Annotated in this window: 18 protein-coding genes; 11 read left to right on the top strand and 7 right to left on the bottom strand. The window is 47.8% G+C overall.

Going from position 1 to position 17,866, the window contains the following annotated elements:
• The first annotated feature begins 110 nt into the window (after positions 1-110).
• The 9 genes from ACDJ59_RS23930 (at position 111) to ACDJ59_RS23890 (ending at position 9,127) form a co-directional block, all read left to right on the top strand.
• Complete coding sequence (locus tag ACDJ59_RS23930; RefSeq protein WP_339304599.1) at positions 111-380, top strand: hypothetical protein; 270 nt, start codon at positions 111-113, stop codon at positions 378-380.
• 190 nt (positions 381-570) lie between these two features.
• Positions 571-759 carry an aspartyl-phosphate phosphatase Spo0E family protein gene (locus tag ACDJ59_RS23925; RefSeq protein WP_223868875.1) on the top strand — a complete coding sequence of 63 codons (189 nt, stop codon included), beginning with the start codon at positions 571-573 and terminating at the stop codon, positions 757-759.
• A 242-nt stretch (positions 760-1,001) separates the two neighbouring features.
• The gene (locus ACDJ59_RS23920) at positions 1,002-2,825 is read left to right on the top strand and encodes a sensor histidine kinase (protein ID WP_413406309.1); all 1,824 of its coding nucleotides are present in this window, start codon (positions 1,002-1,004) and stop codon (positions 2,823-2,825) included.
• A 5-nt stretch (positions 2,826-2,830) separates the two neighbouring features.
• Positions 2,831-3,598 (top strand): response regulator transcription factor, encoded by a 768-nt coding sequence (locus ACDJ59_RS23915; RefSeq protein ID WP_413406306.1) that lies wholly within the window; start codon positions 2,831-2,833, stop codon positions 3,596-3,598.
• A gap of 103 nt (positions 3,599-3,701) precedes the next feature.
• Positions 3,702-4,997, top strand: a complete 1,296-nt coding sequence (locus ACDJ59_RS23910; protein ID WP_413406304.1) for an ABC transporter substrate-binding protein — start codon at positions 3,702-3,704, stop codon at positions 4,995-4,997.
• Positions 4,998-5,027: 30 nt separating this feature from the next.
• Complete coding sequence (locus tag ACDJ59_RS23905; RefSeq protein ID WP_413406302.1) at positions 5,028-5,738, top strand: hypothetical protein; 711 nt, start codon at positions 5,028-5,030, stop codon at positions 5,736-5,738.
• Positions 5,739-5,977: 239 nt separating this feature from the next.
• Positions 5,978-6,892 carry a carbohydrate ABC transporter permease gene (locus tag ACDJ59_RS23900; RefSeq protein ID WP_413406300.1) on the top strand — a complete coding sequence of 305 codons (915 nt, stop codon included), beginning with the start codon at positions 5,978-5,980 and terminating at the stop codon, positions 6,890-6,892.
• Complete coding sequence (locus tag ACDJ59_RS23895; RefSeq protein ID WP_413406298.1) at positions 6,876-7,730, top strand: carbohydrate ABC transporter permease; 855 nt, start codon at positions 6,876-6,878, stop codon at positions 7,728-7,730. Before ACDJ59_RS23900 ends, ACDJ59_RS23895 begins: the two co-directional genes overlap by 17 nt.
• Before the next feature lie 59 nt (positions 7,731-7,789).
• Positions 7,790-9,127 carry an FAD-dependent oxidoreductase gene (locus ACDJ59_RS23890; RefSeq protein WP_413409903.1) on the top strand — a complete coding sequence of 446 codons (1,338 nt, stop codon included), beginning with the start codon at positions 7,790-7,792 and terminating at the stop codon, positions 9,125-9,127.
• Positions 9,128-9,375: 248 nt separating this feature from the next.
• On the opposite strand, the gene ACDJ59_RS23885 is transcribed toward ACDJ59_RS23890, so the two are convergent.
• From ACDJ59_RS23885 to ACDJ59_RS23870, 4 genes are all read right to left on the bottom strand, one after another.
• Positions 9,376-10,026, bottom strand: coding sequence for an amino acid ABC transporter permease (locus ACDJ59_RS23885; protein ID WP_413406296.1), 651 nt, complete (start codon positions 10,024-10,026; stop codon positions 9,376-9,378).
• Positions 10,027-10,135: 109 nt separating this feature from the next.
• Positions 10,136-10,858 carry an amino acid ABC transporter permease gene (locus ACDJ59_RS23880; RefSeq protein ID WP_036616642.1) on the bottom strand — a complete coding sequence of 241 codons (723 nt, stop codon included), beginning with the start codon at positions 10,856-10,858 and terminating at the stop codon, positions 10,136-10,138.
• 101 nt (positions 10,859-10,959) lie between these two features.
• Entirely contained in the window at positions 10,960-11,790 is an 831-nt protein-coding gene (locus tag ACDJ59_RS23875) for a transporter substrate-binding domain-containing protein (protein ID WP_253505182.1), read from the bottom strand.
• Positions 11,791-11,829: 39 nt separating this feature from the next.
• Positions 11,830-12,558, bottom strand: a complete 729-nt coding sequence (locus ACDJ59_RS23870) for an amino acid ABC transporter ATP-binding protein (protein WP_413406293.1) — start codon at positions 12,556-12,558, stop codon at positions 11,830-11,832.
• A 480-nt stretch (positions 12,559-13,038) separates the two neighbouring features.
• Between ACDJ59_RS23870 and ACDJ59_RS23865 the strand changes: the two genes are divergently transcribed.
• Complete coding sequence (locus ACDJ59_RS23865) at positions 13,039-14,649, top strand: glycoside hydrolase family 28 protein (RefSeq protein WP_413406291.1); 1,611 nt, start codon at positions 13,039-13,041, stop codon at positions 14,647-14,649.
• A 152-nt stretch (positions 14,650-14,801) separates the two neighbouring features.
• On the opposite strand, the gene ACDJ59_RS23860 is transcribed toward ACDJ59_RS23865, so the two are convergent.
• Positions 14,802-15,653, bottom strand: a complete 852-nt coding sequence (locus ACDJ59_RS23860; protein WP_341005877.1) for an AraC family transcriptional regulator — start codon at positions 15,651-15,653, stop codon at positions 14,802-14,804.
• A 200-nt stretch (positions 15,654-15,853) separates the two neighbouring features.
• Here ACDJ59_RS23860 and ACDJ59_RS23855 point away from each other — a divergent pair, with 200 nt between their 5' ends.
• Positions 15,854-16,312, top strand: coding sequence for a cupin domain-containing protein (locus ACDJ59_RS23855; RefSeq protein ID WP_076216501.1), 459 nt, complete (start codon positions 15,854-15,856; stop codon positions 16,310-16,312).
• 158 nt (positions 16,313-16,470) lie between these two features.
• On the opposite strand, the gene ACDJ59_RS23850 is transcribed toward ACDJ59_RS23855, so the two are convergent.
• Positions 16,471-17,325: a hypothetical protein gene (locus ACDJ59_RS23850; RefSeq protein WP_413406288.1), complete on the bottom strand. Its 855-nt coding sequence runs from the start codon at positions 17,323-17,325 to the stop codon at positions 16,471-16,473.
• Entirely contained in the window at positions 17,322-17,840 is a 519-nt protein-coding gene (locus ACDJ59_RS23845; RefSeq protein WP_413406286.1) for a sigma-70 family RNA polymerase sigma factor, read from the bottom strand. The genes ACDJ59_RS23850 and ACDJ59_RS23845 overlap by 4 nt, the downstream gene beginning before the upstream one ends.
• Positions 17,841-17,866 lie beyond the last annotated feature (26 nt).

The following is a 17,866-nucleotide window of genomic DNA, read 5'->3' as shown; positions in this document are numbered from 1 at the left end:
TTTTTTAAACAATTTTTTGGGCCTAATCTAGAAGTTAGGGTTAATTATTTTTAGGATGACTCGGAATAATATCACGTGGAAAATAGCATCTATCAAAGGAGAATTTAAATTTGAAAAGTAAAATGATTTCCTTAGTAGCCCTTATCTGTTCACTTATATTATTTGTTATTGGATTTCAGTTTATTGCTCAAAGTACTGATTGGGGTATGGACAAAGCTATGTTGGTTCTTGCAGAATACCAAAATGTAAAGTCTGATACCTCTGATATCTTTGGTAGTTTTATAAACTCAGAGATTTGGTCGTATAAAATTGAAGGAATATTATTGATATTTTTAGGGATGTTAATGTTGTATTTAGCTAATTCATTACGAAGTAAATAATGAAAAGTATTCGGGTCCCGAATACTTTTTTTCTTATTTACAATTTAATCTTTAGTTCACCATATAAGTATGAAAAAGGTTGAATTTCTTTGAAAACCTTTGTAAATAAATATTTTATTCTGCAAAGGAATATAATATGAATTTTTTGGCAATGTATCCTAAAATGTTATACAAAGAGGGGGTGCATGCTGTGAGTGAACCGGTACAGATCACAGATAAAATCGAACGGAACAGGCAAGAGTTAAGTCGTTTGGCGGAGAATCATGGCATGCAGGACAACCAAGTCCTCCGACAGTCCATGGTACTGGACGAGCTTATTAATGAATATAATCGATTCAAATATAAAAGCCATCTTAGGAACAGACAACCGATTGCGTAATGCAGTCGGTTTTTTGGTCTAATTAGTGTTCTATAGAAATAGCGTAGTCGACTGTAGCGATACAGTCGGCTTTTTGGCGTTCACCCTGAAACCAATGCGGATAACTTGAAATTCCGTACCAATTCCAGGATTGGCAGGATAGCGAATGATCCTTAAAACTGGATATGATGACCCCAGTTATACCCAGATTGATCTATGAAGGGGGCTCATACAATGATCGGGAGAGGGAGGGATGAACGGAAATGATGGACAAGGTACGCATTTTTTTCGGAAAAAACGTAAACCTGCGCACCAAGTTGCTCCTGTTGTTCCTGGCGCTGACGTTGCTGCCGTTAAGTTTGCAGGGAGTGATGAACTACAAGCATTTCTCGCAGACGATGGATCGCAAGACCGAGCAGTTCACCATTGAACTGGTTCGCCAGATTAACGCCAATCTGAATCGGCTGCTGAAGGACTTTGAGCGGTTGTCGCTCTTGCCGCTTTACGATCAGATGGTGCTTGGCATTCTAGGGAAATACAACGCTTCAATGGGGTCGGGTGCATGGGCGAGGTCTGAGGATTATCTGAAAATGAAGCTTTACACTTCGGGTCAAGCTTATGACCGACCCGAGATTAGGGGTATTCATCTGATCAGCAACAGCGGCATTTTGTTCTCCAATCTCGATTCGCTGGCGGTCAAGCCGGTATGGGACAGCAGGCAGGATGAATGGTTTGCAGAACTTAACGACTCCGAAGGGACATGGCGCCTGATTCCTCCACATCAACCCAGCTATTACACGGGTGGTCAGCAAGAATCGTATATATCGGTGGGCAGAGTGCTTCGAGATCCGGGTACGCTCCAGCGACTGGGTTACATTCTGATTGATATCCGTCTGGAGGCCTTCGGCCAACTGTTATCCAATCTGAATTATGAGCAAGATGCAAGTCTGATGATTGTTGACAGCAAGCAGCGTCTTCTGTTCGAACGGACCTCAACTGGAGGGATGTCTGCGTACGACCAGTTGTTAATGAATGGACAGCTTCAAAACTATGTAGGGAACCAAAAAGTTGTTCTGGCTGGGCAGTCCTATCTCTATGTACAACACCATTCCAGCTATTCCGGTCTTTCGGTGATCAGCCTTACACCTATTGCCGTGATTCAAAAGGAATCGGGTGAGATGCTAACCTTTACAATATGGTTCGCAGTGTTGTGTATGGCGGCTATAGCGATTCTGGCGGTTCTGTTATCTTATCGTATCACCCGGCCACTGATTCGACTGAAGCACCACATGATTCGGGTGGAGCAGGGAGATTTTAGCCAGCGTGTAGCACACTTCAGCAGTGATGAATTCGGACAGATTAGCCGGGGCTTTAACCGAATGATGGAGGAGATTCATCGACTGTTCAATGAGGTGTTTCTGCTGGGCATTCAAGAGCGGGAGGCAGAGTTGTCAGCGTTACAAAGCCAGATGAATCCCCATTTTATATACAACACGCTGGAGTCCATTAACATGATGGCCATTCGCCAGAAACATGCGGAGGTATCGGACATGGTGACGGCGCTTGGCAAGCTTTTGCGTTATACGATTGATAAGGTGGACCGGATGGTTCCACTTGGAGAAGAACTTGCTTTTGTACAATCCTATGTACGCATTCAGCAGGTACGTTACGACGGCAAGTTAGAGATTATCTATGACATCGAAGAAGCAATAACGGAGTATTTGATTCCCAAGCTGGTACTGCAACCGCTGGTGGAGAATGCAGTCTACCATGGCATTGAAGGGCAGGAAAATGGAGGAGTAATCTGGGTATCTGCCTTGAAATTCGACCATGAGTTGCTGATTAGTGTACGAGACAACGGTAAGGGTATGACTCAGGCAAAGATTGACGAGTTAAATGAGTCCATATCAAAACAGCCTTCCAATGAGGCATTACGTTGCCATGCCGGTGATAGTCTGGGGCTTAACAATATCGCCCAGAGGCTTCGCCTTATATATGGAGAAGGCGGCAGCCTAAGCATTGATGGAAGTCCTGGGCAGGGACTGGTGGTCACGATATCCATTCAACTTCTACCGAAAGGGGATTGAAGCGCATGTATAAAGTATTGCTTGTAGAGGATGAGACGGTCATCCGTCAGGGACTGAGGGAGCTGATCGTACAAGTGTCTTCTCAGTTTCAGGTAACGGGCGAAGCATCGAGCGGTACCGAGGCGCTGGATTTTCTGAGATGTGAGGTGCCGGATGTGTTAATCACGGATATCCGCATGCGTGAAATGGACGGTTTAACTTTGGTAAGCAAAGCCAGAGACATGTATCCTGAATTGCTAATGCTCATCATAAGCGGCTATGGCGAGTTTGAATATGCACGCAGAGCGATGGAGTTCGGGGTGTTGAACTACCTGTTGAAGCCAATCGATCGTTATGAACTGGCATTATGCATACAAAAGATTCAATTGCTGCTGGATCGCAGATACGGTATTTCAACCCTTTCTATCCCGGAGCCATCTGGGAAAACAGAACACGCTGGTGGAGATACACGGAAGATTATCCGAGATGTGAAGGAGCACATCAAGCAACATCCCGATGGAGATCTGCGACTTCAGACGATAGCAGATCTTGTTAACTTGAACCCTACTTATTTAAGCCAGTTGTTCAAGAACGAAATAGGCATCAATTATTCCGAATACATCACAGAGGCACGTATGGAGCGGGCCAAGTGGTTGCTGATCAATACGGGTCTCAAAATCTATGATGTGGCACGGTTATCCGGGCATCAGAGCCCCAAACACTTCATGTTGGTGTTCAAGCAGCAGGTGGGATGGACCGCAGGAGAATATCGAGACCGATTCAGTATCTCTTGAAAAACCATACCATTTCTGTAGTTGACGTGATTTAAGGGGGAACGATGCTTTCGTTATACTTTGGTTGCACATGTATACCACGACGTCCATAAGGGGGATTTCCATGAAAAAAGCAGGACTGATACTGGTGTTTATACTCATGATGATGGCTTCAATCGCGTGCACAAGCTCCAATTCTAACAGTGAATCTGGGAGTGCAAGCGGAGAGAATGGAGAGGTCGAGCTGAAGTTCATGATGTGGGGCAATCAGGCGCATATGGATGTGTACAACAAGTTGATTGATGACTTCACAAAGGAAAATCCAGGCATCAAAGTAACGATGGAATCCGTTCCTTTCGCAGAATACCAGCAAAAAATTTCGGTGCTTGCCGCCGGAGGCTCTCTTCCCGATCTCGCCTGGGTATCGGAGCGAATGGTGCCACAATTCAAGTCCAACCACATTCTGGCCGATGTATCCGAGTTCAAGGATGATGCACAGTTTAAGCTGGATGATTATATTCCAAGTACATTGGATTTGTTCCGTGATGGTGATGAACTGCTGGGATTACCTTTTTCTACACCTCCGGTGGTCATGTTCTACAATAAAACGCTGTTCGACCAAGCCGGCCTGACTGATCCAAACACACTTGCCACCCAAGGACAATGGACATGGGAACAGTTCGAAGAGTCCGCCAAAGCCATTACCAGTAAGGATGCGACCAACCGAGTCTATGGTGCCAACTTTTTTCGCGACTGGAAGACCTGGGCGGTGCTTTCCTCCTATTCCTGGTCCAATGGAAGCGGTCCATTCGACGAAGGCATGACAACGTTCACCTGGAACGATGCCTATGGCGTACAGACCTTTGAATTACTGGAACGCATGATGTTCACCGATGAATCACACCCGAAGGCAGGCGAACAGGTCAGCTTTGATGCGGGTAATGTGGGCATGTTCTTTGATAATTACAGCTATGTTTCCAAAGCGAGAGAAATTACGGATTTTGAATGGAGCATCGCTCCTATGCCTTCAGGCTCTCAAGGCAGTGTACCGATGCTGGGGCAGGCCGGATATGCCATGTTCGACGACAGCAAACATCCAGAGGAAACGAAGAAGCTGTTGAAGTATTTTGCCAGTGAGCAGGGGATTCAGGCGACAGCCACCTACTTTGTGCCTCCGCGTACCTCTGTTCTGAATTCAGATGCATTCATTCTTCAGCCGAATAACCCAAGCAAAGAGCATATCGTGCAGGCCGTCATTGATGAAATGCCCAAAGCGCGCTTAATTCCCGGTCATATCCGTTGGCAGGATATCGACAATGCGGTATTGCAGGGATTTGACCGGCTGTTTGCAAAGACAGCGACAGCTGAGGATAACCTGAACCAAATGCAGGAAGAGATCCAAAGTGTGTTGCAACCCTAAATCATTTGATCGAAACCGGAGGTGAGAACGATGGGCAAATTCAAAGAATTACTTGAGCAGAAACCGCTGTCGCTGGTGGTCAGTCTACCTGAGAATGATATTGCTTTGGCTCGGGCAGCTATGGAAGAGGGCGCTGATGCACTGAAGGTGCATTATAATGTCGGTCATCGAGCCAGTGGGAATCATTTTGGTCCATTAGACATGTATGCCGAGGTATTTCGGGCGATCCGCAGTGAGTTTGGTGGTCCGCTTGGGGTCGTACCTTCTGGCAGTATTGATGGAGCAAGGCGAGAGGATGTGGAAAGGCTTTCCGGACTGGGTTTTGACTTCTATTCCATCTATGCACATCACTTGCCATCCTTCATGTTGAATGACTTGGGGCTGGACCCAACGTTTGCGATCAATGAAGAATATGATGCTTCCCTCGTAACATCGGCAGCGCACTTCGGCTTCACCGCTCTGGAGGCATCCATTGTGCCTGGAAAAGAATATGGTACACCGCTAAGTTTCGCGGATGTGCTTAAGTATCGCCGTCTGGTCTTGCAAGCCCAGCTACCGGTATTGGTTCCTTCCCAGCGCAAGCTGGTGCCGGAGGATGTTCGAGTGCTGCGCGATACCGGGGTCAAGGCGATCATGCTTGGGGCGGTCGTGACAGGCAACACGGAGGAACAGCTGCGAAGAGCTGTGAACGGGTTCCGCAATGCGGTGGACAGTCTGAACCATCCGGATTATATAAGTTGAACTAAAGAATATTTACACTTGCCACTCCGATGCCAGAACAACCTTCCGATCGCTGTTATCCCCAGATTTTTTTTGAATCCCATATATAAAGGGGAAATCCGGGGATAAAGGCGACCACTTCGCTTCTTCAGGTTTTTTCTGTCCTCTACGTTCTTGTGTAAATGTATAGTTCACCTTATATAGAATCGTCACAGAGTCCAGCTTCAGGGGATAAGTTTGATTAAAAGGGGGGCCTGATTGTGACCCATTCACGCAAGCGCAAAAGAGGGGGGCCGCTCGCCAGAGAGGCCCAGATCGCGGGTTGGCTGTTTGTATCGCCGATGGTGCTTGGGTTTACCCTGCTGCTGTTGTTTCCCATGGGTCTCGCGTTATACATGAGCCTGACCGATTGGCCGCTGCTGGGGGATCATCATTTTATTGGATTGGAGAATTACCGGGATATTATGACAGACGCGATGTTCTGGAAAGTGCTCGCCAATACGGTTTATTTCACAGCGGGGCTGGTGCCGCTTAATATTGTGCTCGCCCTGCTGCTCGCGTTGTTGCTGTCCAGAAATCTGCGGGGCATCGGAATTTTCCGAACCGCCATCTTTGTTCCGGTCATGACCTCGTTGATCGTATGGGCCATCGTGTGGAAGCTGATGTATGCGACAGAGTCTGGATTGATTAATCAGCTTCTGTTGATGCTGGGCATCAAAGGTCCGGCCTGGCTTTACAATCCGGATTTGGCAATGCCAGCGATTATCGTGACAAGTGTGCTGAAAAATGTCGGTCTGAATATGGTGCTGTTCATTGCAGCGATTCAGCAGGTACCGCGTTCACTGTACGAAGCAGCAACATTAGACGGGGCGGGCAGAAGGGGAACCTTCTTTCACGTCACGCTGCCCATGATCACGCCAACCGTGTTTTTGACAGTAGTCATGACCGTGATTGGTTCACTCAAAGTATTTGGGCAGATCTACGTGATGACACAGGGCGGGCCGAGCAACAGTACAAAAGTATTGGTTTATTATATCTGGGAAAAAGCATTCAAATTATTTCAGTTTGGCTACGCTTCTGCTCTCGCATATGTGCTGTTCTTTATCGTGCTAATTCTGACGCTGCTGCAATGGCAGCTCCGAAAGAGGTGGGTATTCAATGAAGGCGATGCCTAGTCCTTCGGGGCGGAAGATAGGAAGTACTCTGGGGACGTATTTGTTGCTGGCCCTGATTTCCCTCATTATGATTGTGCCATTTATCTGGATGATATCGACATCATTCAAGGAACCCCAGAGCATATTCACCTATCCACCGCAGTGGATACCGGAAACATTCCGATTTCAGAACTATATCGATGTCTTTCAATTGATTCCGTTTCACCGTTTTTATTGGAACAGTATCTACATTTCTGCTTTGGTTGTGCTGGGAACTGTATTCTTTGCCTCCCTCGCAGGGTATGCATTTGCCAAAATTCCGTTCAAAGGACGTAATGTGGTATTTCTCATCCTGCTAAGTGCGATGATGATTCCCCATGAGGTCACGGCGATTCCGATGTTTCTATTCATGCGACAACTGGGGTGGATTGATACCCATCTTCCGCTGATATTATTGCCGATCTTTGGCGCGGGTGGTGTATTTGGCATCTTTGTGATGCGGCAGTTCTTTATTACGGTGCCAACCGAGCTGGAGGAAGCAGCGATGATGGACGGCTGCAACCGATTCCGGATATATGCGCGAATTATGCTGCCGATTGCCAAGCCGGGTATGGCTACGCTGACGATCTTCACGTTTGTGACGATCTGGAATGAGTTTTTTGATCCGTTGATCTTCATTAACTCGCGTGATCTAATGACGCTGCCGCTTGGATTATCCCTGTTCACAGATGAAGTGGGTACAGCCTGGCAATATCTGATGAGCGCCACCGTCATGGCAACCTTGCCACTGTTAATTGTTTTTTTCCTGGCACAACGGCGCTTCATTGAGGGGGTTGCCATGACGGGACTGAAAGAGTAAGCCGCGCAATACGTGCAATAGAAAGTAAGGAGGGACAACAATTGAGTGAACGGATGAACATGAAAAAGGAAGAAGCAGATGTCGTTATTGTGGGAGGGGGCCCTGCGGGTATAGCGGCAGCCATTGCGGCTGGACGGCAGGGTATACGAACAGTGCTGGTGGAGCGATACGGATTCGTTGGAGGAATGTCAACCGCTGCTATGGTCTATCCTTGGATGACTTTCCACACAGAGCGAGGTGAGCAGGTTATTAAAGGTATTGCACAGGAGATTGTGGATCGTTTGCAGGCACGTGGCGGCTCTCCGGGGCATCTGCGCGATACAGTTGGATTTGTGCATACCGTTACGCCGTACCATCCAGCCATCTTTCAGGTGGTTGCGGCAGAGATGTTGCAGGAGGCCGGTGTCCGGCTGTTATTGCACAGCTTTGTGGACGAGGTGGTCGTTGTAGATGATCGGGTGGAAGCGGTGCGAGTGACCAACAAGTCTGGAAGAAAGGAGTTCCAGGCGAACGTATTCGTGGATGCAAGCGGCGATGCGGATCTGGCTTATCTTGCGGGTGCTTCTGTAGCAAAGGGACGAGACGGCGACCATCAGTCACAGCCGATGACCATGAAATTCCGCATGCGTGGTGTGGATCTTGGACGAGTGAAACAATACATGCTGGAGCACCCGGAGGATTTCTATGTGAAAACTCCCTTTGCTGAACTGGACAGCATTCCGTTAACCGGGGTGAGTGGTTTCTACTCCCAGTGGAAAAAAGCAGGTGTGCCGATTAATCGCGACCAGGTATTATTTTTTACCGGACCGGCAGAGGATGAAGTGCTGATTAATTGTACCCGGGTGCAGGGACTTGATGCGACAGATGCCGAGGATCTGACCTCTGCGGAACAGGAAGGCCGGAAGCAGGTGCTGATGATCGCTGAGTTTTTGCAGCGTGATGTGCCTGGATTCGAACGGGCTTCGATCTCGGCAGTAGCGCCGCAGATTGGTATCCGTGAATCCAGGCGGATTATAGGTCATTACGCTTTGACACAGGTGGATGTGGTTGCAGGACGGAAATTTGACGATGTAATTGCCAGAAGTGGTTATCCGATTGATATTCATGACCCTTCGGGTCAAGGTGTTGTGGCTGCCTTTATAGAGGGAGATGGGGCGTACGATATTCCGTATCGCTGTCTGATCTCTCGCAATATCCGCAATCTGCTGGCGGCAGGACGCTGCATCTCCACCACACATGAGGCGCATGCAACGACAAGGTTGACTCCAAGCTGTATGGCTACCGGGGAGGCCGCGGGAACAGCGGCTGCACTAACAGTGAAGATGAAGCTGGACCCGGTTGATCTGCCGATCGAGCTGTTACAGGCGGGATTACGTCACAACGGAGCGGCCATCTAGCGGATGAGCTGATTGTGGACGAATTGAAGGGGGTAAAAGCGGGATGAATCGGAAGAATAGAGCGTCTACGATTCGTTAGATTAGAAAATATCTCCAAAATAGTTAAATAAGCTTCCCTCAGTTCGTTAGAAATTGGTGAGAAGCTCGTGAATTGATGAGCATAATTTTTAGCCCCAAAGACTCCAAATCCACTGCATAGATGGGTTTAGAGTCTTTGGGGCGCTTTCATGCGTTATTCCCTCTGATTATCAATTCATCCGTGCCTCAAGTCGCCTTGCGACAATGGACAGCGCGTAGTTGATGACAAAATACAATACGGCTGCGAGCAGCAGGGCCGGGATAATGTAATCGAAACTTTGACCGCCAAGGATCTGCACGTTGTGCATCAGCTCCGGCAGAGAGATGATGATCGCCAGTGAAGTATCCTTCAGGAGTGAAATGAATTGGCTGACCATCGGCGGGGACATACGGCGTAGCGCCTGTGGCATGATGATGCCACCGAGAGTCTGCATGTAACTCAGGCCCGAGGAGCGGGCAGCTTCCACCTGACCACGCTCAACGGATTTCAGACCGCTACGGACGATCTCGGCAATCATCGCGCCTTCAAACAGACTCAGTCCAACAACTGTGGACCAGAAGACGGACATTTTAATCCCGAGCTGTGGAAGCACCATGTGGATGAAGAAAATGATAAGCAGCAGCGGCAGATTCCGGATCGTATCCACGATCACTGCCACGATCTGTGACAGAAAAGGGATACGGGTAAACCGGATCGTACCCAGCACAGTGCCGAGCACAAAGCTGAATATAATAGATAGCCCTGCTACCTGCAGGGTAATCAGGAATCCTTGAAGCAGGAAACGAAGGTTGGGCCACGCATAGGCCCCGCTAAAGTCCATATTTTAGTAGCCTCCTTCTGTATGCAGGAATGGAATATCGAAGATCAATAGATGGGGCATGGACAAGCCAATATTTCCCTAAAAATCTGCGCGGGTACAAGTCAATCTGTTACATGGTAACCTGACCTGCCGGTTTGTTCTTTTTCGGTTTGCCTTTGGTGCTGCGCGCTTCTGCATCGCTCTGTCCAAATCTGCGCTCCATATAATGCACTAGGAAGCTGAGTGGTAGCGTCAGCACCAGATAGAACAGCGCAACAATGGTGTACACACTTAGCGGCTGGAATGTATCCGAGTTAACCAGGTCGGCAAAATACATAAGATCCATACCGGCGACAACGGCAAGAATGGATGAGTTTTTGACCAAATTGATAAACTGGTTGCCGATGGACGGCAACACAATCTTGATGGCCTGGGGCAGAATGATCAGGTTCATGGCCTGTACATAGGACAAGCCGGAAGACCTTGCTGCTTCCAGTTGTCCACGCGGCACCGTCTGAATGCCCGCTCGGATCGCTTCGGCAATGAAAGCGGCGGTGTAGATGGTCAGACCCAGAGTACCGGAGACAAATCCATCCAGCGAGATGCCTAGTGCAGGCAGTCCAAGATAGAAGAAAAACACAACCAACAGCAATGGGATGTTTCGGATAAATTCCACAAAAGCTGTGCCAATCCAGTTCAGCGGTTTCACAGGGGATATCCGAAAGATAGCCAGGATCGCGCCAAGGATAAAGCTGCCAATGAGAGCCATAATGCTCACTTGAATCGTATTCAGGAATCCTTCCAGAAAACGATCCGAGTGTCGCATCAGTACGCTGAAATCCAATGTGCCCATATAGGCGAAGCCTCCGTTCTCCAGATGTAGAAACGGCGATTACGTCTGCTCATGCTTCGCATCCAACAGACGAATTCGCCGCTTACCTATCTTAATTCGGGTTACTCGGGCTTCGCGCCCAGCCATTTCTCATGTAATGTGTCATATTCCCCGCTGTCTTTCATGCTTTTGAGCAGCGTGTTGACTTCCTCCACGAAGGCAGTGTCGCCTTTGCGAATGGCCATACCATAAGGTTCGCTTGTGAAATTGCCACCAACCAATTGGAAGCTGTTATCCGTCTGTTGCATACCGATGAGGATGATGTTATCTGTGGTCAGCGCTTCGCCTTTACCTGCTTTGAGAGCAGTGAATGCATCCTGATAGTTATCGAATTCAAGCACCTCAGCATCCGGGGCTTTCTCGCGAATGTTCTGAGCGGATGTGGAGCCTTTCACCGCGAGCACTTTCACCCCGCTGAGGCTTTCCAGGCCGGTAATCGCACTGTCGTTTTTCACCAGCAGGGATTGGCCTGCCTCGAAATAAACATCACTGAAATCTACCTGTTCCTTACGCTCATCCGTAATTGTCATTGTGGCGATGATGATGTCGATGTCTCCATTTTGCAGCATGGGAATACGCGTCTTGGAAGTGACCTCTTTCAGTTCGATCTTTGTCTCATCTCCAAGGATCTGTTTGGCGAGTGCCTTGGCGATATCAATATCGAACCCTTCAACGTTGCCACTTGCAGGATCTTTCAAGCCAAACAGCTTCGTATCGTATTTCACACCGGCAATGAGCTTGCCGCGTTCCTTAATCCGCTCAATCGTGCCTTTCGCCTCGGCGTCACCACCACCGCTCGCTGAAGGTGTATCTGTACCTGTACTACAACCTGACAATACAAGGGAGAGAATGAGGACAAGCATAAATGATGGCCATTTCAATAATTTCTTCATGAATAAAGACCCCTTTCAAAATGGAATAGTGGATTATTCTCAATGATGAATCAGACGGCTCAGGAATTGCTGTGCTCGTTCTTCTCTGGGGTTGTCAAAAAATTCGGCAGCGTTGGCCTCTTCTACAATTCGGCCTTCGTCCATGAAGATGACCCGGTCCGCAACTTCGCGGGCGAATCCCATCTCATGGGTAACAACGACCATAGTCATGCCATTATGGGCAAGGGAACGCATAACATCGAGGACTTCCCCGATCATCTCGGGATCGAGAGCAGAGGTAGGTTCGTCAAAAAGCATGATTTTGGGCTCCATGGCGAGTCCTCTGGCGATGGCTACCCGTTGTTGCTGTCCACCGGACAACTGGGAGGGATAACTGTCTGCTTTGTCGGCAATGCCCACCCGGGTCAGATACTTCATTGCTGTTGCGGCTGCCTGTTCTTTGGGTTGTTTGCGCACCTTTATGGGTGCAAGGGTAATGTTATCGATGACTTTTTTGTGAGGATAAAGATTGAAGTGTTGAAATACCATGCCGATGTCACGGCGGAAGAGGTTAATGTCCACCTTTTTCTGATGTAGAGGAATCCCACTGACGACAAGTTCACCTTCGGTAATGGTCTCCAGGCGGTTAATACAGCGGAGTAACGTGCTTTTGCCGGAGCCGGAAGGTCCGATAATGACAACGACCTCTCCTTCTTCAATGTGAAGATGGATATCCTTGAGGACATGAAAATGACCGAAATGTTTCTGGACACCCCTAAATTCAATCAAGAGTACACCCCATCCTTTCTGCAACGTCTGTGTGTAAAAGGAATAATAAGGAATAAATTGAAACTAGTTATTTAATCATACATAGTCATCCTGCTTATGGCAATTGGTTTGTGATAAAACATGACATAAGTAATGGGTTCCCTAGGGCTATAGCCAGAAAATATGTTATATATCTGTCATGTTATTAAATGCCTTGTGACGAATCCTGACAGAAAAATGAATCTATTCTCCTAGTTATTTTCCAACCTTTGGAATAGTTGTATAGAGTATACTGAAAGTGATGTTTGATTTATGACTCTGATTAACAAAACAAATAGCATCAAGTTCCACGTGTACATGGCAAGAAAGCTCAACCCTACACGTCATGCCATTGATATGATGGTGTGAGAGAGCGTCCGTTTGAACGTAAGTAAGGAAAGTAAAAGCGATGTATTGATCCCATAACAATTCCATTACATGTAGAGAGGATGATTCTGCACGATGAATACATATCACTCCCCAATGTCGAGAGCAAGTGCCCAGTCCGATGTTCGAGCTTATGAAGCCAATTTGCCTGTCATTCCTGTACAGGATTTTCAGCTTACAGACTATGGAGCTGTTGGAGACGGCGTAACAGATAATACGGAGATGTTCCGACTTGCCATCGCTTCATGTGCTGAAGCAGGAGGTGGGAGAATCATAATTCCTGCCGGGGTGTGGCTCACAGGTCCGATTGTAATGCGCAGCCGGATCGAACTACATGTGGAAGCAGGGGCACTGGTTACGTTTAGCCGAGATTTTGATCAATACCCATTAATTGCATCAAGCTTCGAAGGCTGGCAGGTGGTACGTTGCCAATCCCCGATCGATGGTGATCAACTGGAGGATATTGCGATTACTGGTGAGGGGATATGGGATGGTGGCGGGGAAGCGTGGCGTCCGGTGAAACGCTCCAAAATGACCACTTCACAATGGAACCAATTGGTCGCTTCCGGTGGTGTTGTGGAGCAATCCGGCGGAGATGAAGAAATCTGGTGGCCTACCACAGCTGCACTTGAGGGTGGCACCATCGCGAATCGATTGCATCAGGAGCAGGTGCGTGATGTCGCTGCCTATGAAGAAGTCAGAGACTTTTTACGTCCCAACATGGTCAGTTTACGGAGATGCAACCGGGTATTGCTGGACGGTCCAACCTTCCAGAACTCGCCTGCATGGAATCTGCACCCCTGGGCATCTGAGCATGTCACCATTCGTAACGTGAGTGTGCGGAATCCGTGGTTTTCTCAGAATGGAGATGGGTTGGACGTTGAATCCTGCCGTCATGTGGTGGTGGAGAAGAGTGTATTCGATGTCGGTGATGATGCGATCTGTCTGAAATCAGGCAAGGATGCCGAAGGCCGTGAACTGGGTCTTCCATCGGAGTACATCACCATTCGGGATTGCACGGTGTATCACGGTCATGGCGGGTTTGTGATTGGCAGTGAAATGTCCGGCGGTGTGCGGCATGTGCGTGTGTCGGATTGTACATTTATCGGTACGGACATAGGACTTCGCTTCAAAAGCGCACGTGGGCGCGGCGGAGTGGTTGAGGACATTCAGATTGAGCGCATATATATGAAAGATATCATTATGGAAGCCATCTCGTTTTCCTTTTTCTATGCAAATCAGGAAGGGTCCGCCCGGGGCAGTGATCTATCTCAGGAGATTAGCGAGGAGACGCCGGTGTTCCGGGATATTCGAATATCGGATGTGGTCTGTGCCGGTGCCGACACTGCGTTGCTTGTGAGTGGATTGCCGGAACAGCCTTTGGATGGGGTGATCATCCAGCGTTACCACGTGCAAGCTCGCAGTGGTATCCAATGTGCTCATGCGAAACATCTGCATATCGCTGAATTGCAGGCGCAGATCACTGAAGGTCCGCTGGTTCATTTGCACCAGTGCAAAGGGGCAGAATTAGAGAGCATTCAGGGCAAAGGCGCAGATGGCCGCCTTCTGATGGTGACCGGACATGAATCCGCTGGCATTGTATGTCGTGAAGGGGATGCCGACACAGACGGTCGTCAGATCTCTGTTGGTCCTGAGGTACGAAGTGGTGTAATCATTCGGAGGTAAAAGGTATGTAGTAGGGTTTATACAAGTTGGTCCAATTCAGCCGTAGTGGCGTAGCCATAGATCCAGTAATCGTGATGCCTTTGGATATAAGGAGTACGTAATCTCTGGAGCGAGGCTACCCACTCGGCTTTTATATGAAGTTATCTGATGATCTACCGGTGTTCCTTGCGATAGCGCAGCGGTGTTGTACCGGTAACCTGTTTGAATGTTTTGTTAAAATGAGCCGTATGCTCAAATCCTACCTTCTCAGCGATCATCTGGACACGCTCTTGTGTGGTCAGTAATCTTCGTTGTGCCTCCCGGACACGAACAACACGCAAATATTCGCTAAATCGAAACCCGGTAAACCGGCTGAACATTCGGCTCAGATAGGATGGACTGATATAAAAACGATTGGCTGCACCCTCCAGCGTAAGTGGTTCGGTATAGTTTTTATTCACATAAGTGACAATTTCACTGATTTTGTCCTGCATCGGATGCAAGGGACCGGGGCATGACTGCCGGATGTTCTCCTCTACCCGATGAATACGGATCAAAAGTTGGGCAAGCAGACTTCTTACGGCGATCTCATAGTGAGGGCGTCGCTCTTTGCATTCTTGCAGCATCTGCCACAATATACGCTCCATCTCGGGCTGTTCCGCTTCAGGCAGGCGAAGGAGTCTTGAACAATTAAAAGGCAGCAGACCACATATGCCAAGTTCCATCCCTGTTGCAAAAGCAGGCGAAAAACCGATTAATATCCGTTCGAAGCCGGGAATACTTCCTTTGGAGGTTGTATGTACATCGTGTGGATTAATCAGAATAAAATCACCCTTACGGGCGGACAGAATCTGACCATTCATGGAATACACTCGTTCACCTTCAAGTAAGTAATACAGTTCGTAGAATGGATGAGCGTGAGGTTGTGGCATACCATTCCCATCATGTCTGCGCATATGTTCAATGGTAAATGAATGTTCACCGATTCGGTATTTGGGTCCAATCCGGTCCTCTATGAGACTCATGGTACAGCTCCCCTCTGCTTCACGGATTAACAACGATATCCATATCATAACGGAACATCCATCTTTTTGTAAACGCTATCATTGGAAATCGTGTGCTGTCAAGGTGACAAAACTTGAATGATGTTTTAGAGTAGGGAGAGAGAGGCGAAACTCTGGTTAAGGAGTGTCTCCAATATGATTTGGAAGGAAGGAAACAGGTTATGACGACACATGAATTATCGCCATTGGTTGCTGCGCTCAATATGCAACCTCACGTTGAAGGCGGTTGGTATAAGGAAGAATGGAAGGCATCTTATCAGATTCCACAGTCCGTTCTGCCGGATACGTACTCCGGCCCACGATTCTCGGCAAGTTCCACGTATTTCCTGCTGCACGCACATGAAATCTCCGAGTGGCACACGGTTCTGTCCGATGAACTTTGGCTGTGGCACAGCGGCAGTCCGGTTGAACTGAAGCTGGGCGGCAACGGGGAGAATCCTGAGAACGAGGAAGTTCTTGTTCTGGGGATGGATATTGCTGCGGGGCAATCACCGCAGGTGCTCGTTCCTGCCGGCGTATGGCAAACCGCGCGTCCACTGGGCGATGAGCCTGTACTGGTAACTTGCGTAGTAGCGCCAGGTTTCCACTTTGATGATTTCAAGCTTGTATCCAAAGGCTAAGTATAATTTTTATCACGAAATCCCGATCCAGGTGCATAGGCATCCGAATCGGGATTTTTTTTGGATTGAGCGTATTGAGCGTATTGAGTATACTAAGGTCTGTACCCAGTTCAGGGATAGATCATTCCCTTTTGAATAAGCATCACTTTTGGCAATGACTAATCACTTGGATTATCGTTACTCATCCAGCTGTCCACATAAAACTCCTCATGATAATCCGGTTGCTGAGCGAGTTCTTTGAGCTTCTGTTCAGCTTCTTCAGCGGTAAGATATTCTCCAATAACTGCTGTAAACTCACCAGTGGACGTTTTGAGGAAAGAGATGTCCTCATCCGGATAGGATTCTTTAATTATACCCATCGATTCTCCAAAAGGCATTGATTCTGTGCGGAGAGAGTATACCTTTCGAGGTGTGACCAGTTTGCCGTCGGAAGTCAGTTTCACTTCCAAGTATCCAGGGTTCTTGAATTCCGTTACGGCATACTGTACCCCTTCTTTTAAAACAACTACGAATCCGACGGAAGAGTCGTCTAAAATCATGGAACCATAAACATCTTTCACTAAAGGCTGGGTCATGAAGTCGGCTTTGACTTTCTCTATATCCATGTAACGTGCACCGCTAAAAGTGAAGAGGATACGATTCGGTGCTTCTTTGTGTACCACATTATAATGGGGTGCATCATTAGTCTGATCATGCTCGTCGGTGCTAAAATTAATTTTTAGCTTATTTTCGGTTGCTTCCGATCCCACAGTTACTCCATCGGTAATCTTGCCGCCATCGCCGAATTGAAGTACCTGAACAATCGTTCCGACCACAGGTATTTTGACCATGGCGTTTGCGACAGTAGGAATGTTGACTATGAACAGAAAAGCGGCACATGCTGCCAGAATGGAAGTGTAGCGAATGATACGGGAGGAACTTTTGCGAGCGGCAGCCTTTTGCTGGGCTTGACGAATAACATCTGTAAGTTGAGCTGGAATTTCAATGTTTTCGTAACGTTCTTTACCTGTCATAGATCTCCAACCTCTCCTTCGATTAAATCCATTTTTAATTTGTTGATAATTCGGTAGAATTTTGACTTAACGGTATTCTCCGACAGGGAGAGCACTTCAGCGATCTCCCGGAAACGCATATTACCAAAGAACATTAATATAATATAGGCTCTATCTTCGGGCACGAGTCGATCCAGTGCATCATAAAGATCCATTTTCTCTTCCACCGATGCCCCTCGCTCTGGAGCCACAAACTCCTGCGCATGATCCTCCATATAGGTCACTCGCTGGTTGCGTCGAATATGATCTATCGCTGTGTTAATCACAATTCGTGACATCCAGGAATCAAAATAAGTCATGGACTCCATCTTTCCATAAGCGATGTACCCTTTATAGACCGCTTCGGATACGATATCCAGCGCTTCTTGTTCATTTTTAACATAGCAGTATGCCAGTCGATATAATTTATTTTGAATCTCTGTTATTTTTTCGCTGAACTGTTCTTCTTTTGTCTTTCTATGGTTCAGTCTAATCACTCCTGATCCCCCCTGATCAACCTAAA

It is taken from the genome of Paenibacillus amylolyticus, from assembly GCF_047302515.1.
Classification (GTDB): Bacteria; Bacillota; Bacilli; order Paenibacillales; family Paenibacillaceae; genus Paenibacillus; species Paenibacillus amylolyticus_G.
The sequence above is the reverse complement of the archived record's forward strand: the minus strand, read 5'-3'. Positions and strand labels throughout refer to the sequence as shown.